Genomic DNA, 21715 nt, shown 5'->3' with positions numbered 1-21715 from the left:
CGACAGGAGACTTCCATGATCCCGGTGCAGGGCTTTGACGGACAGAAGGTGGCGGTGCTCGGGCTCGGGCGTTCGGGTCTGGCGACGGCGGCGGCGCTGCGCGCAGGCGGGGCCGAGCCGATCTGCTGGGATGACAGCCCCGAAGGCCGCGCGCGCGCCGAGGATGCAGGCTATAGCTGCCGCGACCTGACCCGCCACGGCGCTTTCGAGGGTGTCGCGGCGCTGATCGTCTCGCCAGGCATCCCGCATCTCTATCCCAAGCCGAACCAGGTGATCTCTGCGGCGATGGAGGCGGGCGTGCCCGTCGACAACGATATCGGCCTGTTCTTCGCCTCATGGGCCACCGACGATTTCATGCGCTACGATCAGGCACCGCGCACGATCTGCGTCACCGGCTCGAACGGGAAATCCACGACGACGGCGCTGATCCACCACATTCTGGAAGAGGCCGGGCGCCCGACCCAGATGGCGGGCAATATCGGGCGCGGCGTGCTCGATCTGGAACCGGCCGAAAATGGCGAGGTCGTGGTGCTGGAGCTGTCTTCCTATCAGACAGATCTGGCGCGGGCTCTGACGCCCGACATCGCGGTCTTTACCAATCTCTCTCCCGACCACCTCGACCGCCATGCCGGCATGGGCGGCTATTTCGCGGCCAAGCGTCGTCTTTTCGCCGAAGGCGGCCCGGATCGCGCGGTGATCGGCGTAGACGAGCCCGAAGGCATCTATCTTGCCAATCAGATCATGATGGGCCGCAACGATGACCGCCTGATCCGGGTCTCCGCGTCGCGCAAGCTGGGCGACTGGGGCTGGTCGGTCTTCGCCCGCAAGGGGTTCCTCAGCGAATGGCGCAAGGGCAAGCAGGTAGCATCGATCGATCTGCGCGAGGTGACCGGGCTGCCTGGCGCGCATAACCACCAGAACGCCTGCGCGGCCTATGCCGCCGTGCGCGCGCTCGGGATTTCGCCGCGCGTCATCGAGCAGGCGTTTCACTCCTTCGCCGGACTACCGCATCGCAGCCAGACCGTCGCCGAAAAGGGCGGCGTGCGCTGGGTCAATGACTCCAAGGCCACCAATACCGACAGCGCTGCGAAAGCGTTGCAGGCCTTCCGGAATATCCGCTGGATTGCGGGTGGTCTGGGCAAGGAGGGCGGGGTGGCCTCGCTATCCGAGCATCTCGGTGCGGTGAAGAAAGCCTATTTCATCGGTCACTCGGCGCGCGATTTCGCGCTGGAACTGGCGGTCGAGCATGAGATTTGCGAGACGATGGAAGCCGCCGTCGCCGCCTGCGCCCGCGATGCCGAGGCGGGCGACACGGTCCTGCTGGCGCCCGCCGCGGCGAGCTTCGACCAATATCCGAATTTCGAGAAACGCGGCGATCATTTCGCGCAGCTCGTGGACGCATTGCCCGGCTGAGGCTTACCTTCGCAGAGCGGACCGTCCGCCCATCTCGCGACGCCGGGTGTCCCGCTTCGGGGCAGCCGTCGATTTTGGCGCTTTTGTCACCGCATCGGCGCTCGGGCCGTAGCTCGAACGGCGCAGTAGCCTGAACGGCGTCATTCCGTGGCACGCGCCAAACCTCCGCAACAAGACGAGAATCGCGCCCAACCGACGAATCGCGGCATGGGCGTTGCCGCGCATTCGCGGGGGGCATCGGCGTGTCCGGGGTCCAGATTTCGGCACCGCTGCCAAAAAATACAACTTTGAGTTGTTATATTGCGACGCCGCGCCGATGTCTCCGCGTCGAAACCCTCGCAATCTGAATCTTGGCTGCCCGGCTCAACAGGGGACACGGGGCCAGATTTAAACGCCGGGGTGGGCCGGCATCTCAAAAACGGAGAAAGACCATGAAACTGTTCAAACTCGCTTCGCTGCGCCGTCTGAAGAATGACGAAGAGGGCGTCACCGTCGTCGAATACGGGATCGCGCTGGCGATCGCCGTTGGGATTGGCGCCACGATCTATGGCAGCCTCGGGGATTCCGTGTTCAACCAATTGGCTGGCGCGACCAACATCATGACGCCGAACACTGCGACTGCTCGAACGGTAACGGCTGTTCAGTAAGCGCAGCTCAAGCCACCTGTTTCGCGCGCCTCTGCACCGGGGAGTTCGCAGAGGCCGCGCATAAACAAACGGGGCAGCTTTGGGGTAGCTGCCCCGCTTACACCGAAAATTCAAAACGGAGAGCGCCATGCGTATCGCATCTTTGCTGACCTTCACCGCAGGACTCGCCGTGGCAGGTGGCTCGGCTTACCTGGCGCGCGATTTCTTCGAGGCGAAATACAAACGCGAAGTCGCCGCCGAGCGCGAAGGCCTCGTCGAGGTGCTCGCCGCTGCACAGAACATTCCCTTCGGTCAGACCATCGAGGCTCAGAAGCTGACCTCGATCTCCTGGCCGAAAGACGCGCTGCCGCCGGGTGTCTTTACCGATTACGCAGCCCTCCTGCCGAAATCGGGCGGAGAGCCGCGCCGGGCCCGCGCCGAGATCGCGCAGGGCGAATTGATCCTCGCCTCCAAGGTCTCGAATTACGGCGAAAAGGTTACAATCGTCCAGACCCTCGGCCCGAACAGCCGCGCCATGGCGATCGAGGTCAACGCCTCGAGCGGGGTGGGTGGTTTCGTGACACCGGGCGACCGCGTCGATGTGATGATGACGCGCGGCAGCAACGAGACGCTCAAGACCGTGACGATCCTTCAGGACGTCCGCGTCATCGGGGTCGATCAGGAAGCCGATGAGAAGGTAAAGACCCCCGGCGTGGCGCGTACAGTCACCGTCGAGGTTTCGCCCGAACAGGGCCAGCGCCTCGCACTCGCGCAGAAGGCGGGCACGCTGAGCCTGACGCTGCGCACGCTGGACGACGCCGAGAGCGATCCGCTGCCTTCGATCGGTCTCGCGGACATTCTCAGCGAGCGCCCGAAGAACAAGCTCGAACCGACGCCGATCCGCACCGTGATCGTCCGGCGCGGCACCGAAGTCACCGAAACCGCGATCAAGTGAGGCTCGGGGTCGATGGGGCGCATCCAGAACAGCATGCGGCGTTTCGCCAGAGAGGAAGACGGGACGATCCTCGTCTTCTTCGGGATGAGCCTCGTTGTGCTGCTGGGGCTCGTCGCGCTGTCCTTCGACCTGGGGCGGCTCGGCAGCACCCGCTCGGAGCTGCAATCCTTCGCGGACTCGGTAGCCTTGGCGGCGGCAGGCGAACTTGACGGCAACAATGACGCGATCACGCGGGCCGATGCCGCGGCCCAACTCATCGTCGACAGCCAGAGCTTCGCGACTGGCTCGCGGGTGCTTGGGGCCGCGAATGACGTGACCCTGACCTATCTCAGCGCGCTCCCGGCAAACGACAATGACGCAACAGACGCGGTCACCACCGATCCGACAAAAGCCGCCTTCGTCCGAGTTGACGTCAACGAACGCGAAGTTCAGGGCGTCTTCGCCGCGGCCTTCACGACGGTGGGCGGCTATGACGCTTTCGACGGCTCGGCCTCGGCGCAGGCGGTGGCGGGGCTCGAAATCCTGGCATGCGACGTCACACCCTTGATGTTCTGCGTCCCGCCGGGTTTCGACGCGGAGAAAGACATCGGACAGATGATCCTGCTGCGCTCTGGCGGGGGCGGCGATGCAGCCTGGGGGCCCGGTGATTTCGGGTTTCTCGATCCGAAACGCGCCAAGGTCGACGAGGACGGGCCCTGCGCGAATAAATCCGGAGCCCAGCTCGACGCCTGCCTGCTCGGTGCGGTCAGCAAGATCACCCAATGCTTCAACCAGCGCGGCGTCGACCTCGAGCCGGGCCAGAAGGAAGGGCGCAACGCGGCGATCTTCAATGTGCGCTTCGACATGTACCAGGCGATCATGAACGGCCTCAGCAAGGATCCCAATTACGCGCCCGCACCCAATGTCATCAAGGGGATCGTCGCCGCCAACCCGAGCGGGAAGGAAAACACCAGCAAGAACGCCTGCATCAAGGAGAACGAGGAGGTCTCGCCCGATACGGTCGGTCTGCCGCGTGACGATTGCTTCATGCCGGGCGCAGCTGAGCCATGCGGTCGCTTCGGCGATGGCGACTGGTCGCAGGGTCGCATCACCTACATGCAGAAGAATTACGGCATCGACATCACGGCAGAGGGTGCGACGGATCCCTTCGCCGACGCTGTGACCCGTTACGATCTCTACCTTGCCGAGATCGCGGCGGCGAATGGCGGCGATATACTGTCGAACCGGGCCGAGACGGGCCTGCCGAGCTGCGCGCCGGCGGCCGCCCCTAACGCCGATCGCCGCGTGCTGATCGTCGCGGGGATCGATTGCAGCGCCGAGACGGGCACCGTGATCAAGGGCGCGGCCTCGAACGTGCCGGTCAAGGAATTCGTCAAGGTCTTCCTGACCGAGCCGGTGGGCGAGGACGGATCGAGCCCGCCGACGATGGATATCTGGGGCGAGGTTATCGGCTCTGCCAGCAACGGCGATCAAGAGGAACTGGGCACGGGCGGCATGGTCCGCGACGTTGTCCAGCTTTACCGGTGAGCGCGATGCGGTGGTTTCGTGCATATCGCCTCCGCAGCCCGCGCCGGATCTGGCGCGATGATGAGGGTGCGCAGCTGGTGGAATTTGCGCTGGTGCTGCCGCTGATGCTGATCCTGTTTGCCGCGATCATAGAGAGCGGGCGGATGTTCCTCGCCTACCAGACGGTGATCGGCGGGGTGCGCGATGCGAGCCGCTACCTCGCCCGCATCACCCCGCGCAGCATCTGCGAAACCGGTGGCAGCGTCGACGGTCAGGCGGCGACGCTCGCGAATATCGTCGGCAACGCGATCACCGGCGGCAGCGTTCTGGGCGGCGGCGTGACAGTCACCAGCGTCGAACCGAGCCTCGACTGCATCGCAGGAAGCTATCGTTTCGGCGATGCGCCAATCGTCGAAGTTGCGGCGAATGTGACGATCACTTTCCCCTTCGCTGGTCTCTTCACCCTCGTGACGCCCTCCACGCTCGGCACCGTGACCACGGTCGTCGCCGACCAGAACCGGGTCTTCGGCTCATGAGCGCGCGTTTCGCATATCGGGCACATGGCTTCCGCCGCTTCCTGCGTGACGAAGAGGGCGCGACCCTTGTCGAGTTCACGCTGGTCTTCGGCCTCTACCTGCTGGTGTTCTTCGGGCTGCTGGATTTCGGTCGTCTGGCATATCACTACGTGAACATGCAGCGCGGGCTGCAGGTTGCGGCGCGGCTCGCCGCGGTGCGCCCGCCGGCCTGCGCCGGTGTGCCCGAGACGAATACGCGCGGCGTGACGCCGAAGGACCAGGCGGAGCCCCAATTCGGCACCAATTGCAGCGCCGAGAGCTGGGTCTGCTCCGCACCAGCGACGGTAAGCTGCTCGGGCGCGATGACGAATCCGACCGTGGCCGAGATCTGGCCGATCGTGGCCCCGGCGCTGCCCAATGGCTCGAGCGCGGCGAACCTGTCCTTCAGCTATTCCTACGATCCCGAACTCGGGTTCCTCGGCGGGCCCTATGTGCCGATGGTCACGGTCGAATTGCAGAATGTGAACTTCGTATTCGCGACGCCGCTGGGCGCGCTGGTGGGGCTCGTGACGGGCACCGCCGATGAAAATCTTGATGCAGATATCGCCTTCCCGAGCATGAGTACGTCGATGCCGGGCGAGGATCTCGCGCAGGGCGCGGGTAGCTAAAGCAAGGGGAGAGATGAAATGACTCGTAGAACCAATCCGATGGTCCTGGTGCCCGAGCCGAGCGCTCGCGACCTTGCCGCACCCGCCAAGCGCCGGCTGAGCTTTTCTGCCGAGACCGGGCGTATGGCGCAGACGGAGGCGCCCGACGATGAAGGCCAGGTGATCGCGGTTGCGCGCAGCCGTGGTGGCATCGGGGCGACGATGCTGGCGGTGAACCTCGCGCATCAGCTCTCGGCGCAGGGCGCCAAGAAAGGGCAGGCGCCGCGCCGCGTCGGCTTGATTGACCTCGACCTGCAATTCGGCATGGTCGCGGGGTTCCTGGACCTCGAGCCGAGCCCGGCGCTCTACGACATGGCGCGTAGCGGCGCGATGCCCGATGAGACCTTCCTCGACCAGTCGCTGCAATATTCGAAAGACGGGTTGGAAGTGCTCTGCGCTCCTGCCGCCTTTGCGCCGCTCGGCGCGCTCGGGGCCGATCAGGTGACCGAGCTGATCACGCTGATGCAGGCGCGCTGCGATTACGTCATCGTCGATCTGCCGCATGCGCTGATCGACTGGGTCTCGCCGGTGCTGGCGCGCGCCTCCTTGCTGTATCTGGTGACCGATCTCGCGGTGCCGTCGCTGCAGCAGGCACGCCGCCTGATCGACGCCTATCGCGAGGAAAACCTCGCGCTGGAGATCGAGGTGGTCGTGAACCATCAAAGCCGTCCGCTGATGCGCTCACGGCTGCAGCAGGAAGCGGCGAAGGCGCTCGATCGCGACCTCAGCCACTGGCTTCCCGACGACCCGCGCGCCGCACGGGAGGCCGCCGATCGCGGAGTGCCGCTGGCGCGGATCGGACGGCGCTCCGCCTTGTCGAAAGCGATCGCCGGTCTTGCGAAAGGGCGGCTCGCACAGAGCGCGGCCCGGTCGAACTGAGGGGGAACACGAGATGTTTCGCAATTTCACGGATCGCGGGTCCAAACGTACCGAGACCGAAAAGGTGATCCCGCTCGGCAAGCCCTTCGCGGGAAGTCCGCCGAAAGAGGCGCGCGAGATGGTCGCGCAAAAGAACCCGCCGAAACCGGCGGCGCCTTCGATCGACGAAGAAAGCCAGCGCCGCGCGCTGGAGTTGAAAAGCCGGTTGCACGATGCGCTTCTTGATCGGCTGAACCTGTCGATGCTCGACAAGGTCGTGCCTGAGGAACTCCGCCGCGAAGTGGCCGCACTGGTCAGCGAAGAACTGCGCGACGCGAAAACCCCGCTGCGCGCGGAGGAGTTCAAGACGCTGGTCGACGAGCTTCTCAACGAGGTGCTGGGCCTTGGCCCGCTCGAGCCGTTGCTGGCCGATCCCTCGATCAACGATATTCTCGTCAACGGCTGCAACCGCGTCTTCGTCGAACGTCACGGCGTGCTGGAGCGCACAGCGGTGCGCTTTCGCGACGAGCGTCATCTGCTCCGGATCATCGACAAGATCGTCTCGCGGGTGGGCCGCCGGATCGACGAGAGCAACCCATGGGTCGATGCGCGGCTCGATGACGGCAGCCGCGTGAACGCGATCATCCGGCCTTGCGCGATCGACGGGCCGAGCCTCTCGATCCGCAAGTTCTCGCGCCAGCCCTATACGCTGGAGCGGCTCGTCGAGACCGGGATGATGACCGGGGCGGCGGCGCGGTTCCTGCAGGGGCTGGTCCATGCCCGCAAGAACATCCTGATCTCCGGCGGCACCGGCTCGGGCAAGACGACGCTGCTGAACGCGATCTCTGCCGCCATCGACCCGCGCACGCGGATCGTGACGATCGAGGATGCAGCGGAACTGCAGCTGCAGCAGGAGCACGTCGTGCGGCTGGAAACCCGGGCGCCAAATCCGAACGGGCAGGGCGCGGTGCTCCAGCGCGATCTGGTGAAGAACGCGCTCCGGATGCGGCCCGACCGGATCATCGTGGGCGAGGTGCGCGGCTCGGAAGCCTTCGACATGTTGCAGGCGATGAACACCGGCCATGACGGCTCGATGACCACCGTCCACGCCAATTCCGCCCGTGATGCCCTGGGGCGGATCGAGCAGATGGTGACCATGATCGGCCTCGACATGCCGCTGACCGCGATCCGTTCGCAGATCGCCTCCGGACTCGACATCGTGGTGCAGATTGCGCGCCTCTCCGACGGCCGCCGCCGGGTGCTGTCAATCTCGGAAATCACCGGGCAGGAGGGCAATATCGTGATGATGCAGGACATCTTCACGTTCCGGAAGACCGGCACCACCGCAGATGGCGCGATCGAGGGCGAGTTCACCGCCACCGGCCTGCGCCCGCGCTGCCTCGAAGACCTGATCGCAGCGGGCGTCGCGGTCGATCCGACTGATTTCAAGATGCGGGGGCACTGAGCCATGTGGGAGATGATCGAAAAAGACCTTGCCGCCTATGTCGCCTATAGCGGCATCGCGCTTGGCGTGCTGCTGGCGCTGACCGGGGGGCTGCATCTGCTCAACCGGACGGAGACCAGCGGCGAGGCCAAGAGCCGCCGGATGAAGATGATCGCGAAGGGCCGCGACACCGAGGAGGTGCTTGCGCTGCTCAAGCCCGATCCGCGCAAAGGATGGATCGCGCGGCTCCCCAAGAGCTTCGACCTGCCGCGCCTGCTGCATCGTGCGGGCTTCCGGATCGGGCCGGACAAATTCCTGCTGCTCTGCGCCGCGCTTACGATCGGGAGTTTCGTACTCGCGCTTGCGCCGCTCGGCCCGTTGCGGGCGGCCCCGGCGGCACTGGTCATCGGGCTGGTTCTGCCTTTTCTGGTTCTGCGCTCGCGGGCGACGCAGCGGATGAAGGTGCTGACCGGCCAACTTCCCGACGCGCTCGACATGCTGGCGCGCGGTCTGAAGATCGGCCATCCGCTGAACATGTCGATCGGCGCCGTGGCCGAGGAAATGCCGGACCCTATCGGCACCGAGTTCGGCATCATCTTCGATCAGGTCACCTACGGTGAAGATCTTCCTGACGCGGTGCTGGAATTCGCCGAGAGGGTGGGGCTGGAAGACGCCGATTATCTCGCCGCCAGCATCGGCATCCAGCATGGCACTGGCGGCGATCTCGCCCGCGTCCTCGAAGTGCTGGCGGCGACGACGCGGGGCCGGATCTCGATGCGGCGCAAGATCCGCGCGATCTCGGCGGAGGGGCGCGCCTCGGCGTGGTTCCTGACCGCTCTGCCCTTCATCATGTTCGGCTTCACCTCGCTGATTTCGCCCAATTACTATGGCGAGGTCGCCGATCAGCCGATGTTCCGCACGATGGCGATCATCGTCATCACGCTGATTGTCCTGAATGCCGTGGTGCTGCGCCGCTTGGTGCAGTTCCGGATCTGAGCCGGGGAGAGAGACCATGTTGATGACACGGATCGAGGATTTTGCGCTTCGGATGGGCATCGCGCCCGAAACGCTTCTGGCCGCCGGGATCGGCTTCGGCCTGCTGCTGCTGATCGTCGGGCTTCAGGCCGCCTTCCAGCGCGACCGCGCCGCCGAGCGCATTGCGGCCATTGGCGGGCCGAAAACGGGGGGACGTGCCGAGCATGGCTATCTCAAGGCGCCGGAGGCCCGTCCGGGTCAGATCCTGAAGGCCTTCGTGCCCGCAGACCGCCAGACCCGCTCCAAGCTCGAACGCAAACTCGCGCAGGCCGGTCTGTCCGGGGCGAGCGCCTTGCGCCGCTTCACTCTGATCCGGATCGCGCTGGGGATCGGTCTGCCGGGGATTTTCATGGGGCTCCTGATCGCCGCGCGTAGCCCCGACATCGCGCTGCCGCTGGGGCTGGATGCCCGCCTCGGCAGCCTGAGCGGTATCGCGACCTACCAGATACTCACCGGCCTTGTCGCTGGCGGTTACCTGCTGCCGCTGATGTGGCTAAACGGCCGGATGCGTGAGCGGCGGTTGCGCATCGAGGAAAGCTTTCCGAACGCGCTCGACCTGATGCAGGTCGCCATCGAGAGCGGCATGGGGTTCGATGCGGCGATGACTCGCGTCGGCAACGAACTGGCCGAGACCTCGCCGGAGATCTCCTTCGAGTTCCTCTCGGTGCAGCGACAGGTCCAGGCCGGTCGCGAGCGCGAGGCGGCCCTGCGGGACATGGCCGACCGCACCGGGGTCGAGACCGTGCGCGCTTTCGCCAATGTCGCGAGCCAGTCGCTGCGCTTCGGGGCGTCCATGGCACAGGCCCTGACCACCTATGCCGCCGATCTGCGTGGCATCCGCGAGATGCGCGCGCAGGAAAAGGCCAATCGCCTGCCGGTGCAGATGTCCGGGGTTCTCGCTTCGCTGATGCTGCCGGCGCTGATCCTGATCGCGGTCGGCCCCGTGGTGATTCGATATTTTATGAACTACGCCCAGTAAATCGAATCGTTTTCAAATCGGCGCTTTTCCCAAGGCATTGTTTACGGGCAATTTTTACGGACGAAATTTCGACCTAAATGCCGAAATTGCAACCTTTGGGTGTATCGGTTGCCTGTGGATACATTCCTGGGTTCTGTGGATATAGTCCAAATGGCTAGCTTAGGAATTAACCCATTTAGGAGTTACGCTTAGAGATGGCCCACGCGCTGTCACGCTAAGAAAAGGGGCCACATATAATAGTTTCTGGGGATGGTGGGGACCATGCGAGACTATGGAACAGCCGGGGCACCGCCCGGGCAGGAGCGCGCTATCGAAGCGGGCATGATTGGGGCCGTTGCACAGTGGTGTGAGTGTCTGCACGGGACGAACCCGCTCCGCATGGCATTGAGATATCTGACCGACAGTATCGGGGCCGAGGCCATCATATTGGCGCGCTATCCGCGAGATGCGGGCGCACCGGCGCGGGCGCTGGTTCATGACAGGGCGAGATCGGGTTGCCGGATCCCCTTGGAGCAAAGCTTCGCGGGCGATCTGCTGGGCGATTACCTGGACAAGGCGAAGAAGGGCTCGACTTGGTATCGCTCGATGCAGGACGAGGACGTGCCGCCTGCGGTCGCCTCGGCGCTCGCCCGTCGCAACCTGATCGAGATGGTGGTCATCCCGCTCGAGATCAGCGATCGCTGGGTCGATACGCTGGAGCTGCATTTCACCGAGAAGTTGCGCCAGTATCAGCAGGCTGTGCTGACGACGCTCGGCGATACGCTTAGCCGCACCTGGCACAACCGCGCGCGAGGCATGTTCACCGAGAGCTTGCTGAAATCGGCCGCCAAGCAGGCCGCGCCGCTCATCGGCTCGCCGATCCTGAGCGCGGATAACCCGGCGCGCCTGAGCCGTTCGGAATATCGCGTCTGCCTGCTGCTGCGCCATGGCCAGTCGCCCGATCAGATGCTTGCGGAGCTGGGGATCAAGGAATCCACCCTGCGCACCCATCTAAGCAATCTCTATTCCAAGACCGGCGCGCGCAACTTGGCGGAATTGACCTTCCAGCTTGTCTCCGGACTGCCGTTCGAACTCGGCGGCGCGAAATCCGGACGGGTCGCATGACTGCGCAACTCCTGCCGCTGGCGGCGCTGGCCCCGGTGTTGATCTGGGTTGCGCTCAGCGATCTGCGCGAGATGCGCATCCCGAACAGGATCGTGCTGATTACGCTGGGCTTCTTTGCGCTCTGCGCGCCGTTCCTGGCTCTGCACGAACTGAGCCTGCGGCTGGCCGCGGCAGCGATCACTTTCGCGGTTGGCTACGTCTTCTTCGTGCTGCGCGCCTTCGGAGGCGGGGACGTGAAATTCCTCGCGGCCCTGATGCTGTTCGTGCCCTCTGCGGCGATGGGGGAGTTTCTGATCGCCTTTTCCGTCGCGCTTTTCGCAGGCTCGGCGCTGACGATGGGGCTGCAAAGCGCGCCAGTTGCGGCGCGCCTCGGGCCTCGCTTGGGTTGGAAGAGCTGTTACGCACGGGGAAAGCTCCCGATGGGCGTCTCGATCGCGCTTGCCGGTCTGGCTTTGCCTTATCTGGTCGGCGGGTAGGCCCCGCCAAGGGAGGACCTATGTCACGCAAGATTTGGACCGACACGTTGGGGGCTTTCGCCCTCGTGCTCTGCGTCGCAGGTGGCGCGGTGCAGGCAGAGGAGACGCAGCCCGACACGACGGCGCGTGCTCATGATTTGATCTGGGGGACACCGAAGGTTCCCGCCGATCCCGAAACGGGGCTCGCGATGCTGGAACGCGCGGCGTCAGAGGGTAATGCCCAGGCCGCGCGGATGGCCGGAGAGCTGCTCCTCTGGGGTGGTCCGGTCCCGACGGATCGCGCCCGCGCGACGGAGCTCCTGTCGCAAGCCGCGGATGCCGGCGATGCCGGCGCCGCGCGCGTGCTGGGCGAGCAATTGCTGGGCGGCTGGGTGCTGCCGCGCGACACCGACCGTGGCCGGGCCCTTCTCGAGGCGCAGGTGAAATCGGGAAACCGGGATGCGGCGATCAAGCTGGGCGAAGCCTATCTCTATGGCATCGGCGTGCCCCGGAACCGCGAAAAGGCGCGCGACCTGTTCGAGACTGCGGCGGAGGCGGGCGACGCGACCGGCTTGTGGAAATTTGGCGAGGAGATGATGTGGTCGCAGCGCGATCCGGCCGCGGCTGAGACGATGTTGCAGCGCGCAGGGGCCGCGGGCATCGGCAGCGCTTATGCGACGCTGGCCGAGGGCGCGATGTATGGCTATCTCGGCAGCGGCAAGGTCTCGCGGGCCAAGTTCGACGGCTACGCCAAGGCCGCCCGTGCGGCCGGAAACGAGCGGATCGAAGTGCTCGACGCCACACGCCGCATCTGGGGCATCTCGATGCGCGGTGATGGCAAGATGGCGGTGGCGCAACTGCGTGAGGCCGCCGAAGCAGGCAACCGCACGGCGGCGCGCTATCTCGTCGGTCTCTTGCGCGATGGCAACGCCTACAACGTGCGGCGCGATCCCAAGGGGGCGTCGACGTTCCTAGAAGCGCATGCCGATCTGTTCACGCCGGAAGAGCGGGCGAATTACGAGATGACCATCCGCGCAGCGATGCATCGGCACGACGCAGATTTCGCGCCGCTCGCCGGAGAGATCGCGCCGGCCATGGCCAAGATGTCCGCCGCAGAGGCACGCGACCTTTTCAAGGCCAATCCGAGGCTCGCGGTCTATCTGATCCAGAAACATCTCGCCAAGCAGGGGCTGTACCGTGGCCCGCTCGACGGCTTCGCCGGGCGCGGAACGCTGCGCGCGATGGAGCGCGCCTGCGGCAAGATGCCGGGCGATATGGCCTGCCGTGACGGGGTTCTCGCGCCCGAGATCGTGGGGGCGATGCTGCGCGACGGGTGGGGCGCCTAAGTGACGTCGAAGGTTCTGGTCACCGGGGGCGCGGGCTTCATCGGGTCGCATTGCTGCAAGGCGCTCGCCGAGGCGGGGCACACCCCTGTGGTCTTTGACGATCTGTCGCGCGGCCATGCCGATGCGGTGCGCTGGGGGCCTCTGGTCGAGGGCGATCTGCGCGACCGAAAACTGGTCAGGGCGACGCTCAAGGACCACCAGATCGACGCCGTAATCCATTTCGCGGCGCTGGCCTATGTCGGTGAGAGCGTGGCCGAGCCCACCCGATATTACGACGTCAATCTGGGTGGGATGACCGCCCTTCTGGGCGCGATGCAGGCGGTGGGGCTCGACAAGATCGTCTTCTCGTCGAGCTGCGCCACCTATGGCACGCCCGAGACGCTGCCGATTTCCGAGGACACGCCGCAAAACCCGATCAACCCCTATGGCCGCAGCAAGCTGATCTGCGAATGGATGCTGGAGGATGCCGCCGCCGCGACCGGGTTGCGGTTCGCGGCCCTGCGCTACTTCAACGCGAGCGGCGCCGATCCGAGCGGCGAGATCGGCGAGCGCCACGACCCGGAAACCCATCTGATCCCGCTGGTGCTGCGTGCGGCCTCGGGGCAGGGCCCGGCGGTGAAGGTCTTCGGCACGGATTATCCGACGCCCGACGGCACATGCATCCGCGACTATATCCATGTCGACGATCTGGCCCGCGCGCATCTTCTGGCGCTCGATCACCTGGAGGGCGGCGGAGATAGCCTGAAACTGAACCTAGGGACCGGACGGGGCGCGTCGATCCGCGAGGTGATCGCCTCGGTCGAGCGGGTGACGGGGCGCAAGGTGCCCTTCGAGGACGCGCCGCGCCGCCCCGGCGATCCGGCGGAACTGGTGGCCGATCCGTCGCGGGCGCGCGACGCTCTGGGCTTTACCGCGCGCTACCGTGAACTTGACGAGATCGTGTCCCATGCCGCCCCGTGGTTCGGTCTCTGACCTCGGGTTCGCCCATCGCCGGGGTTGAGCCTGCCGCCCAGCCATCTATCTTGCGGCTCAACGCAATTCAGGAGGCTCTCATGGCAAGCGACGCAATCGATCCGCAACTTCTCGACCGGCTGGCCGAGGTTGCCGTGCAGGTGGGGCTGAACCTGCAAGACGGTCAGGATCTGGTGTTGACCGCGCCCGTCGAAGCGCTGCCGCTGGTGCGCCGGATCGCCGCCGAAGCCTATCGCGCGGGCGCAGGCACCTTCACTCCGATCCTCAGCGATGGCGAGATCACCTTGGCCCGGTTCGAGAACGCCAAGGATGCCAGCTTCGACCGTGCGCCGGATTGGCTCTATCAGGGCATGGCGAAAGCTTACGAAGGCGGCGCGGCCCGCATGGCGATCGTCGGCGAAGACCCGATGCTGCTGTCGGAACAGGACCCGGAAAAAGTCTCGCGCGCGGGCAAGGCCAACTCCATCGCCTACAAGCCGGCGCTGGAGAAAATCTCGAATTTCGAGATCAACTGGTCGATCGTGAGCTACCCGACCGTGGCCTGGGCCAAGCGCGTCTTCCCCGACCTGCCCGAAGAGGAGGCCGTGGGCAAACTGGCCGACGCGATCTTCGCGGCCTCGCGCGCCGACCAGCCCGATCCCGTCGCCGCTTGGGAGGCGCATAACGCCGCCCTGCGCAAGCGCCGCGACTGGCTGAACGAGCAGCGCTTCTCGGCGCTGCACTTCACCGGTGGTGGCACCGATCTGACCGTGGGCCTCGCCGACGATCACGAGTGGAGCGGCGGCGCTTCGGAGGCCAATAACGGCGTCGTCTGCAACCCGAACATCCCGACCGAAGAGGTCTTCACCACGCCCCATGCCGAGCGCGTCGACGGGATCGTTCGCGCGACCAAACCGCTGTCGCATCAAGGCAGCCTGATCGAGAATATCGAGATGCGTTTCGAGGGCGGCAAAGTGGTCGAGGCGAAGGCCAGCCGCGGCGAGGCGGTGCTGCAAAAGCTGATCGACACCGACGAGGGCGCGCGCCGTCTGGGCGAGGTCGCGCTGGTGCCGCATGGCTCGCCGATCTCGGCCTCGGGGCTGTTGTTCTTCAACACGCTCTATGACGAGAACGCGGCCTGCCATATCGCGATGGGGCAGTGCTATTCGAAATGTTTCATCAACGGCGGCGAGCTGAGCGAGGACGAGGTCGCGGCGAAGGGCGGCAACAGCTCGATGATCCATGTCGACTGGATGATCGGCGGTCCCGAGACCGATATCGACGGCATCAAGCCCGACGGCACCCGCGTCCCGGTCTTCCGCAAGGGCGAATGGGCCTGATCGCCCGCGGAACCTGACAAAGTGTAGCGCCCGACACGCCGATTGGTGTGTCGGGCGCTTGTATTTTGTGCATTTGCAGGGAATTTCGCCCCGTTCTGCGCAGTTCGAAACGGCCGGGGTAGCAGGGCACCGCGCTGCGCGGGTGCCGCTTGACGAAAACGGAAACTAGGCGAAATCTGAAAGCAAGGGTCGGGCTTGGCTGACCCTCTTGGGCAACCCGCGCATCTTGCGCCGTGTGAAGGGCCGCCCGGCCGACGCGGACTTTCGATCCTCCTCCCCGAAAACGCGTTCAGGCCGGGCGGTGCCCAGCCTGAGCGGAAAGAGCCCGAATTCCCGTATTGCTCACTGACCGGTATCGAGGCTCTTGGTAATGAGCGCCTCGCGGTTCTGCGCGAGCGAGGGATGCAGCAATGCGTTCTCGATCGCCGCGACTTGCGTGAAGCCGATATCTTCGAGCGACTTGCCTTTTGCGAATTTCGCGGCGCGCGTCTGATCGAGCATGCTGAGATGCGGATTGGCGGGCATGAAATAGGCCGGGTCGGGGCCGCTCGAGCTTTGCGGTTTGGGAGCTTGCGGACCGAGGCCGCCGGGCGGTTGCGACGCGGCGCCCGCTTGCGCAATGCCGGTGCCGAGGCTAAGAGCGACTGCCAGGCTGCAACCAAGCGCGGAAGCGGTAAGTCGAATGGTCATAAGCAGGTTCCTCATTTCTTCTTAAGCGCCATGCGGATCAGCGTCTCTTTCGCGGTGCGATCGACATTCTGAACCAGCGCGTCCTTGATCTGCACGATCTGGCGGTCGGTGAGGTGGGACAGGTCGACATTTCCGACCAGAGCGTGAACGCGCTGAATCTCAATCGCATTGAGCGGCTGCTGCTGCGCGGCGGCCAGCGACGGCATCGCGGCGCAGGCGAGGGCTGCGATCAGGGCAATAGCTTTCATCGTGAGTCTCCTCAGGCTGCTCTTCCCGACGGAAGATGCAGTTGCGCGGGCGCGGGGCAAGCTCGGGCGCGCGCAAGTTTCGGTGAATGCGGCTTGCCCCAAGCGTCAAGATGGGGGATTCACATCGGAAATTCATCATGATACCGTGACACTCAATAAGCAGGGGGCAGACATAAGTCCTCGCAAAAATACGGGCAGGATCAGAGCTATGAAGGCGGGCTATCAGGGCACCTTCGTCATTTCATGGGCGCAGACAGAGGTCGACGGCACGCCGGTGCCGCCGCTGGATGTCGTGACCGTTGGCGCGTGCTGGCGCTGGACGGGGCAGGCGATCTGCGTCGACGGGCCAAACGATCGGCTCATCCTGCATAATGCGCGCGGCGAGGCGGAGCGGCGCACGAAAGCCGCCCGCGCGGTGCGCCGCCTTTTGGGCGAGGCGGTGGGAAGCCCCCGCACGCTCGACGAGCCCGACGAGATCGAGACGCCCAATCAAAGCTTTACCGTGACTGATGGCTATCACGCCTATGTCGTCACCCTGATCGAACTGCCCGAAAGCGGCACCCGCATCTTGATGTTCGCCGGTCGGATGCCGCCGGTGGACAGCGATCTGTGGGTGGTTGATCGCGCCCTCGATCTGCGACCGAAAGCGGCGCGGCAGGGACCTGCGGGCGTCATCTGTTTCACGCCCGGCACGCTGATCGAAACCGACCGGGGCCGCCGCCCGGTCGAAGCTTTGCGCGAGGGCGACCGCGTGATGACCCGCGATGACGGGGCGCAGCCGATCTGCTGGATCGGGAAGCGCGACATCTCCGGCGCGCGGCTCCATGCGATGCCGCATCTGCGCCCGGTGCGCATCTCGGCCGGAGCGTTCGGCATCGCGCGGCCCGACCGCGATCTGATCGTGTCGCCGCAGCACCGGATGCTGGTGCGGGGCCGCGCCGCACAGGCGCTGTTCGCCGAGGACGAGGTTCTGGTGCGCGCATGCGATCTGGTGAATGGCGGCGAGATCCGCTTCGAGGGCATGGTAAAAGGCCTGAGCTACATCCACCTGATGTTCGAGCGCCATCAGGTGCTGACCGCGAACGGGCTCGAGACGGAGAGTTTCCACCCCGCCTCGACCCGGCTCGAGATGATCGCTCGCGACCAGCGCGCCGGACTCGAGGCGCTGCTGCCCGAGGTCGAGGAAAATCCGCTTAGCTACGGCGCCTTCGCCCGTCGCGCGCTCAAGCCCTCCGAGGCCGCGATCCTGCGCCATGATCTGGCCGCGTGAACGGGCAAATCCGCGCGAGATCGCTGCAAGCTTGGGCTGTGCGTCAGATGCACGGCTTCGTGCGCATTTTGCGCCTTTTCTCCGCGCGAACGCCGCCTTAGCTTCGGGACAAAGGAGAATTCAATGACCAGACCCGTCGTCGGCATCATCGGCAATAGAGGCCTCGTAGGTGACCGCTACCCCGTCCATGAAGGCGGGCAGCTCAACTCGGAAGCGGTGAGCAAGGTCTCCGATTGCATCCCGCTGCTGATCCCCGCCGATCCCGAATATGTGTCCGTTCAGGAGTTGATGGAGGTCTGCGACGGCTTCCTGCTGACCGGCGGGCGGCCGAACGTCCATCCGCATGAATATGGCGAAGAGCCGACCGAAAAGCACGGCACCTTCGACCGTGCCCGCGACGCGATCACCCTGCCTCTGGTGCGCGCGTGCGTTGAAAACGGGCAGCCCTTCCTTGGCATCTGTCGGGGGTTTCAGGAGGTAAACGTCGCGATGGGCGGCACGCTGCACCCTGAGATCCGCGAGCTTCCGGGGCGATTGAACCACCGGATGCCCCCCGAGGGGACGCTCGAGGAAGGGTTCTCGAACCGTCACATGGTCACGCTTACACCCGGCGGCCGGTTCGCGCGTCTCTTCGGCGCGGATGAGGTCGAGACCAACACGCTGCACGGGCAGGGCGTTTGCACCGCTGGCACGCGGATCGTGATCGAGGGGCGCGCCCCTGATGGTACTCCCGAAGCGATCTATGTTAAGGACGCACCCGGGTTTACCCTATCGGTGCAATGGCATCCCGAATGGCGTGCGGCGGAAGATCCGGTCTCGCGGCCTCTGTTCGAGGCATTCGGCGATGCGGTGCGCGCTTGGGCGCGCGGCGAACGGCCCGCCGCCTGCGTCGCCTGAGCCGCGAAGACAAAACGGAGAGACAGATGAAACGCTCGCGCGTGAACGAAATCATGGCCGCGGCCGAGGATATGATCCAGGAATTCGGCTTCCGCCTGCCGCCCTTCGCGTGGTGGAGCCCGGCCGAGTTCAAGGCGCGCCTTCCGCAGGCGCAGCGCATCGTGGAAGCCGCGATGGGCTGGGACATCACCGATTACGGTCAGGGCGATTTCGACAAGCTGGGCCTGTTCCTCTTCACCCTGCGCAACGGCGATCTGCGCGATCTTCAGGCGGGCCATGGTATGGCGTACGCCGAAAAGCTGCTGATCTCGCGCAAGGACCAGGTCAGCCCGATGCATACCCATATCATCAAGGCCGAGGACATCATCAACCGCGGCGGCGCGAACCTCGCGATCGAGCTCTATGGCTCTGATGCAGATGGCAAATTTGACGACACTGCGGGCGGGCAGGTGATGTGCGACGGTGTCCCGCGCCGCTACGAGCCCGGCGAGGTTCTGATCCTGCGTCCGGGCGAGAGCGTGACCCTGCGCCCCGGCGACTGGCATGCCTTCTGGGGCGAGGGCGGCGACGTGCTGATCGGCGAAGTCTCGACCGTCAATGACGACAACACCGACAACATTTTCCGCGAAGATATCGGGCGCTTCTCCGAGATCGAGGAAGACGAAGCTCCGCGCCACCTGCTGGTCAGCGACTACGACAAGTTCCTGTACTCATAAGTATTTACGGGCTTCCTTGCGGGCGAAGGGCTTCAGCCTTTCGCCGTGCTCGGCCAGCCAGGCCTGTGCCCGCGCCGGGTCTTTCTTGCTCAGCTCGCGTAGCCACCATGCGATGGCCTTCTGGATGAACCAATCGCGATCCTCTGCCAGTTGCGCGGCCCAGCCCAGAACTTCGTCGCGGACCGCCTCGTCCTCGGGCCTGGGATTGCGTTGCTTGGTCCAAGGCAGGGTGAAGACGAAGGCCGCGCGCCGCGTCCACATGTGATCCGAGCGCACCCAATCCGCCACTTCGTCAAGCCGCGCGGGCTCGGCCTGAAGCCGTTTCGAGCCCGCCTTGGCCGCGTGATCGGCAATCGCCCAAGCGTCGAATTGCTGCACCCAACTTGCGATCAACTCCCATGCGGCGTCGTCAGGGCGCAGCCGCGCTTGCGTCAGCAGCTTGGCCGCCGCGATCCGCGCCTCGTGAATGTCGCTGTCCCAAAGTCCCCGGGCGAGTTCGACTCGCCCCGGCACGTCGAGCTGGCCACGCCATAGTGCGACCATGTCCTCGATCGCGGGCACGGCCACGCCCAAATAGCGCCGCTCCGCCTTGTGATAGGCGGCCATTTCGGCGGCTTTCTCGGCATCCGCCCAGCTTTCCAGCGCGAAAAGCGCATCTTCCAGCGTGGGCGGCGGGCCGAGCTGCTCGTCGGCGTCTTCTGCCTCGGTGAAGCTCTCATATTCCGCATCTGAGGCCGCGTAGGCCTCGGCCTCGGCGCGCAGCTTTGCGTCCTCCGCCGGGTCGAGCGGAGCGTAATCCGCCGCGCTCGGCCGCGCGACGCGCTTCTTGCCCCTCTTGCGGCTCATTCGACCGTCACCGACTTGGCGAGGTTGCGCGGCTGATCGACGTCGGTGCCCTTCGCGACCGCCGTGTGATAGGCGAGCAGCTGCGCCGGGACCGCGTAAAGGATCGGCGCGAAAGGTTCAGCGATATCAGGAAGTTGCAGCGTACCCCAAGTCCCGTCCTGCGCCGCGCTGATGCCTTTGCTGTCGGAGATCAACAGCACCATCCCGTGGCGCGCCATCACCTCCTGCATGTTCGACACGGTCTTGTCGAAGAGCTTGTCATGTGGCGCCATCACGATCACCGGCACGGTGCGGTCGATCAGCGCGATCGGCCCGTGCTTCAGCTCGCCCGAGGCATAGCCTTCGGCATGGATGTAGCTGATTTCCTTGAGTTTCAGCGCGCCTTCCAGCGCCAGCGGATACATTGCGCCGCGTCCGAGGAAGAGAATGTCCTGCGCCTCGGCAAGTTGCTCGGCCAGATGCGAGATCGGCTCGGAAATCGCCAGCGCCTGATTGAGCAGGCCGGGCAGGGCGCGTAGCGTCTCGGCATGGGCGGCAAGCGTCGCCGCGTCCGTTTCGCCGCGGTCGCGACCCGCCTTCAGCGCCATGACTGCGAGAACCAGAAGCTGCGCGGTGAAGGCCTTGGTCGAGGCCACGCCGACCTCGACGCCGGCGAAGATCGGCAACATGATGTCGGCTTCGCGCGCGATGGAAGAAGTGGGGACGTTCACGACGGCCACGGTCTTCGCGACGCGCTCGGAGCAATAGCGCAGCGCGGCCAACGTATCGGCTGTCTCCCCGGACTGGCTGACGAAGATGGCGAGGCTGCGCTTCGACAAGGGCGGTTCGCGGTAGCGGAATTCCGAGGCCACGTCGATTTCGACCGGGATACGCGCGAATTCCTCGAACCAGTATTTCGCCACCGCACAGGCGTAATGCGCCGTGCCGCAGGCGATCAGGACAATCCGGTCGATGTTGGAAAAGTCCAAGTCATCCGGCAGGTTCAGCCCGGTTTCGGGCAGATAATGTCGCAAAGCGTCTGCAATCACGACCGGCTGCTCGGCGATTTCCTTCGCCATGAAGTGCTTGTAGCCACCCTTCTCGACCTGCGTCTGGCCTAGGTCGATGCGGCTCTCGTCGCGGTTCGCGCGGCGGCCCTCGGCGTCGAAAATCTCGGCACCCGCGCGGGTGACGAAGGCGTAATCGCCCTCTTCGAGATAGGTGATCCGGTCGGTCATCGGCGCGAGCGCAATCGCGTCCGAGCCCACGAACATCTCGCCGTCGCCATGCCCGATCGCGAGCGGAGAGCCCTTGCGCGCCGCGATCAACAGATCGTCCTCGCCGTCGAACAGCCACAGCAGGGCGAACGCCCCTTCGAGCTTGCCAAGCGTCGCGACTGCCGCCTCGCGCGCGTCCATGCCGCGATCCATGAACATCCGCGTCAGCAGCGCGACGGTTTCGGTATCCGTCTGCGTCTCCGGGGTGATCCCGGCCTCGGCCAGCTCGGCCCGCAACTCGCGGAAATTCTCGATAATGCCGTTATGCACGACCGCGACGGGCCCCGAGCGATGCGGATGCGCATTGCCCTGGGTCGCAGCGCCATGGGTCGCCCAGCGGGTATGGCCGATGCCCGACTTGCCCGGAAGCGGCTCATGCACCAGCAGATCGGACAGGTTCCACAGCTTGCCCACCGCCCGGCGGCGGTCCAGCTTGCCCTCGTTCACCGTCGCGATCCCGGCACTGTCATAGCCGCGATATTCCAACCGCTTGAGGCTCTCAACGAGCCAGGGGGAAACCTCGTGCTTCCCGAGAACGCCAATAATTCCGCACATTTA

At 65.3% G+C, this 21715-nt stretch carries 22 protein-coding genes; 18 read left to right on the top strand and 4 right to left on the bottom strand.

Annotated features, from left to right (window positions below):
* Positions 1-15: 15 nt before the first annotated feature.
* From murD to B6V74_RS01770, 15 genes are all read left to right on the top strand, one after another.
* A complete protein-coding gene (gene murD, locus B6V74_RS01840; protein WP_088721805.1) occupies positions 16-1413 on the top strand; it encodes a UDP-N-acetylmuramoyl-L-alanine--D-glutamate ligase in 1398 nt (465 codons plus the stop codon).
* 431 nt (positions 1414-1844) lie between these two features.
* Entirely contained in the window at positions 1845-2060 is a 216-nt protein-coding gene (locus B6V74_RS01835) for a Flp family type IVb pilin (protein ID WP_088721804.1), read from the top strand.
* A gap of 127 nt (positions 2061-2187) precedes the next feature.
* Positions 2188-2994, top strand: a complete 807-nt coding sequence (cpaB, locus tag B6V74_RS01830; RefSeq protein WP_088718928.1) for a Flp pilus assembly protein CpaB — start codon at positions 2188-2190, stop codon at positions 2992-2994.
* A gap of 33 nt (positions 2995-3027) precedes the next feature.
* Positions 3028-4521 carry a pilus assembly protein TadG-related protein gene (locus tag B6V74_RS01825; protein WP_088722170.1) on the top strand — a complete coding sequence of 498 codons (1494 nt, stop codon included), beginning with the start codon at positions 3028-3030 and terminating at the stop codon, positions 4519-4521.
* A gap of 5 nt (positions 4522-4526) precedes the next feature.
* Positions 4527-5036: a TadE/TadG family type IV pilus assembly protein gene (locus tag B6V74_RS01820; RefSeq protein ID WP_075774440.1), complete on the top strand. Its 510-nt coding sequence runs from the start codon at positions 4527-4529 to the stop codon at positions 5034-5036.
* Positions 5033-5683, top strand: a complete 651-nt coding sequence (locus B6V74_RS01815; protein WP_088718926.1) for a TadE/TadG family type IV pilus assembly protein — start codon at positions 5033-5035, stop codon at positions 5681-5683. Before B6V74_RS01820 ends, B6V74_RS01815 begins: the two co-directional genes overlap by 4 nt.
* An 18-nt stretch (positions 5684-5701) precedes the next feature.
* On the top strand, positions 5702-6601 hold the full coding sequence (locus B6V74_RS01810; RefSeq protein WP_141104879.1) for a hypothetical protein: 900 nt from the start codon (positions 5702-5704) through the stop codon (positions 6599-6601).
* A gap of 13 nt (positions 6602-6614) precedes the next feature.
* The gene (locus B6V74_RS01805) at positions 6615-8045 is read left to right on the top strand and encodes a CpaF family protein (RefSeq protein WP_088718924.1); all 1431 of its coding nucleotides are present in this window, start codon (positions 6615-6617) and stop codon (positions 8043-8045) included.
* Positions 8046-8048: 3 nt separating this feature from the next.
* On the top strand, positions 8049-9020 hold the full coding sequence (locus B6V74_RS01800) for a type II secretion system F family protein (RefSeq protein ID WP_088721803.1): 972 nt from the start codon (positions 8049-8051) through the stop codon (positions 9018-9020).
* Positions 9021-9036: 16 nt separating this feature from the next.
* Positions 9037-10038: a type II secretion system F family protein gene (locus B6V74_RS01795; protein ID WP_088721802.1), complete on the top strand. Its 1002-nt coding sequence runs from the start codon at positions 9037-9039 to the stop codon at positions 10036-10038.
* A gap of 378 nt (positions 10039-10416) precedes the next feature.
* Positions 10417-11142, top strand: a complete 726-nt coding sequence (locus B6V74_RS01790) for a helix-turn-helix transcriptional regulator (protein WP_157771571.1) — start codon at positions 10417-10419, stop codon at positions 11140-11142.
* Positions 11139-11618: a prepilin peptidase gene (locus tag B6V74_RS01785; RefSeq protein WP_075774447.1), complete on the top strand. Its 480-nt coding sequence runs from the start codon at positions 11139-11141 to the stop codon at positions 11616-11618. Before B6V74_RS01790 ends, B6V74_RS01785 begins: the two co-directional genes overlap by 4 nt.
* Positions 11619-11638: 20 nt before the next feature.
* A complete protein-coding gene (locus tag B6V74_RS01780) occupies positions 11639-12943 on the top strand; it encodes an SEL1-like repeat protein (RefSeq protein ID WP_088721801.1) in 1305 nt (434 codons plus the stop codon).
* On the top strand, positions 12944-13915 hold the full coding sequence (gene galE, locus B6V74_RS01775; RefSeq protein ID WP_088721800.1) for a UDP-glucose 4-epimerase GalE: 972 nt from the start codon (positions 12944-12946) through the stop codon (positions 13913-13915). It begins immediately after the preceding gene.
* 80 nt (positions 13916-13995) lie between these two features.
* Positions 13996-15234 carry an aminopeptidase gene (locus tag B6V74_RS01770; protein WP_088721799.1) on the top strand — a complete coding sequence of 413 codons (1239 nt, stop codon included), beginning with the start codon at positions 13996-13998 and terminating at the stop codon, positions 15232-15234.
* A 342-nt stretch (positions 15235-15576) separates the two neighbouring features.
* On the opposite strand, the gene B6V74_RS01765 is transcribed toward B6V74_RS01770, so the two are convergent.
* Both B6V74_RS01765 and B6V74_RS01760 read right to left on the bottom strand, forming a co-directional pair.
* Complete coding sequence (locus B6V74_RS01765) at positions 15577-15924, bottom strand: hypothetical protein (protein ID WP_088721798.1); 348 nt, start codon at positions 15922-15924, stop codon at positions 15577-15579.
* 11 nt (positions 15925-15935) lie between these two features.
* Positions 15936-16172, bottom strand: a complete 237-nt coding sequence (locus tag B6V74_RS01760; protein ID WP_088721797.1) for a hypothetical protein — start codon at positions 16170-16172, stop codon at positions 15936-15938.
* 208 nt (positions 16173-16380) lie between these two features.
* Between B6V74_RS01760 and B6V74_RS01755 the strand changes: the two genes are divergently transcribed.
* The 3 genes from B6V74_RS01755 (at position 16381) to B6V74_RS01745 (ending at position 19055) form a co-directional block, all read left to right on the top strand.
* Positions 16381-17442, top strand: coding sequence for a Hint domain-containing protein (locus B6V74_RS01755; RefSeq protein WP_088721796.1), 1062 nt, complete (start codon positions 16381-16383; stop codon positions 17440-17442).
* A gap of 123 nt (positions 17443-17565) precedes the next feature.
* Positions 17566-18339 (top strand): gamma-glutamyl-gamma-aminobutyrate hydrolase family protein, encoded by a 774-nt coding sequence (locus B6V74_RS01750; protein WP_075774454.1) that lies wholly within the window; start codon positions 17566-17568, stop codon positions 18337-18339.
* A gap of 26 nt (positions 18340-18365) precedes the next feature.
* Complete coding sequence (locus B6V74_RS01745) at positions 18366-19055, top strand: D-lyxose/D-mannose family sugar isomerase (protein ID WP_088721795.1); 690 nt, start codon at positions 18366-18368, stop codon at positions 19053-19055.
* On the opposite strand, the gene B6V74_RS01740 is transcribed toward B6V74_RS01745, so the two are convergent.
* The gene (locus tag B6V74_RS01740; protein ID WP_088721794.1) at positions 19050-19901 is read right to left on the bottom strand and encodes a DNA alkylation repair protein; all 852 of its coding nucleotides are present in this window, start codon (positions 19899-19901) and stop codon (positions 19050-19052) included. The genes B6V74_RS01745 and B6V74_RS01740 overlap by 6 nt on opposite strands.
* Positions 19898-21712, bottom strand: a complete 1815-nt coding sequence (gene glmS / locus B6V74_RS01735) for a glutamine--fructose-6-phosphate transaminase (isomerizing) (protein WP_088721793.1) — start codon at positions 21710-21712, stop codon at positions 19898-19900. Before glmS ends, B6V74_RS01740 begins: the two co-directional genes overlap by 4 nt.
* Positions 21713-21715 lie beyond the last annotated feature (3 nt).

The organism is Thioclava sp. F42-5 (assembly GCF_002213195.1).
GTDB classification, from domain to species: Bacteria; Pseudomonadota; Alphaproteobacteria; order Rhodobacterales; family Rhodobacteraceae; genus Thioclava; species Thioclava nitratireducens.
Note: the sequence above shows the minus strand (reverse complement) of the source record. Positions and strands in the feature narration are given on the sequence as shown.

What these genes read in the sequence shown, in the direction of transcription:
- murD (WP_088721805.1), top strand. Translation starts at nt 16, where the DNA reads ATGATCCCGGTGCAGGGCTTTGACGGACAGAAGGTGGCGGTGCTCGGG.
- B6V74_RS01835 (WP_088721804.1), top strand. Translation starts at nt 1,845, where the DNA reads ATGAAACTGTTCAAACTCGCTTCGCTGCGCCGTCTGAAGAATGACGAA.
- cpaB (WP_088718928.1), top strand. Translation starts at nt 2,188, where the DNA reads ATGCGTATCGCATCTTTGCTGACCTTCACCGCAGGACTCGCCGTGGCA.
- B6V74_RS01825 (WP_088722170.1), top strand. Translation starts at nt 3,028, where the DNA reads ATGCGGCGTTTCGCCAGAGAGGAAGACGGGACGATCCTCGTCTTCTTC.
- B6V74_RS01820 (WP_075774440.1), top strand. Translation starts at nt 4,527, where the DNA reads ATGCGGTGGTTTCGTGCATATCGCCTCCGCAGCCCGCGCCGGATCTGG.
- B6V74_RS01815 (WP_088718926.1), top strand. Translation starts at nt 5,033, where the DNA reads ATGAGCGCGCGTTTCGCATATCGGGCACATGGCTTCCGCCGCTTCCTG.
- B6V74_RS01810 (WP_141104879.1), top strand. Translation starts at nt 5,702, where the DNA reads ATGACTCGTAGAACCAATCCGATGGTCCTGGTGCCCGAGCCGAGCGCT.
- B6V74_RS01805 (WP_088718924.1), top strand. Translation starts at nt 6,615, where the DNA reads ATGTTTCGCAATTTCACGGATCGCGGGTCCAAACGTACCGAGACCGAA.
- B6V74_RS01800 (WP_088721803.1), top strand. Translation starts at nt 8,049, where the DNA reads ATGTGGGAGATGATCGAAAAAGACCTTGCCGCCTATGTCGCCTATAGC.
- B6V74_RS01795 (WP_088721802.1), top strand. Translation starts at nt 9,037, where the DNA reads ATGTTGATGACACGGATCGAGGATTTTGCGCTTCGGATGGGCATCGCG.
- B6V74_RS01790 (WP_157771571.1), top strand. Translation starts at nt 10,417, where the DNA reads ATGGCATTGAGATATCTGACCGACAGTATCGGGGCCGAGGCCATCATA.
- B6V74_RS01785 (WP_075774447.1), top strand. Translation starts at nt 11,139, where the DNA reads ATGACTGCGCAACTCCTGCCGCTGGCGGCGCTGGCCCCGGTGTTGATC.
- B6V74_RS01780 (WP_088721801.1), top strand. Translation starts at nt 11,639, where the DNA reads ATGTCACGCAAGATTTGGACCGACACGTTGGGGGCTTTCGCCCTCGTG.
- B6V74_RS01770 (WP_088721799.1), top strand. Translation starts at nt 13,996, where the DNA reads ATGGCAAGCGACGCAATCGATCCGCAACTTCTCGACCGGCTGGCCGAG.
- B6V74_RS01765 (WP_088721798.1), bottom strand. Translation starts at nt 15,924, where the DNA reads ATGACCATTCGACTTACCGCTTCCGCGCTTGGTTGCAGCCTGGCAGTC.
- B6V74_RS01760 (WP_088721797.1), bottom strand. Translation starts at nt 16,172, where the DNA reads ATGAAAGCTATTGCCCTGATCGCAGCCCTCGCCTGCGCCGCGATGCCG.
- B6V74_RS01755 (WP_088721796.1), top strand. Translation starts at nt 16,381, where the DNA reads ATGAAGGCGGGCTATCAGGGCACCTTCGTCATTTCATGGGCGCAGACA.
- B6V74_RS01750 (WP_075774454.1), top strand. Translation starts at nt 17,566, where the DNA reads ATGACCAGACCCGTCGTCGGCATCATCGGCAATAGAGGCCTCGTAGGT.
- B6V74_RS01745 (WP_088721795.1), top strand. Translation starts at nt 18,366, where the DNA reads ATGAAACGCTCGCGCGTGAACGAAATCATGGCCGCGGCCGAGGATATG.
- B6V74_RS01740 (WP_088721794.1), bottom strand. Translation starts at nt 19,901, where the DNA reads ATGAGCCGCAAGAGGGGCAAGAAGCGCGTCGCGCGGCCGAGCGCGGCG.
- glmS (WP_088721793.1), bottom strand. Translation starts at nt 21,712, where the DNA reads ATGTGCGGAATTATTGGCGTTCTCGGGAAGCACGAGGTTTCCCCCTGG.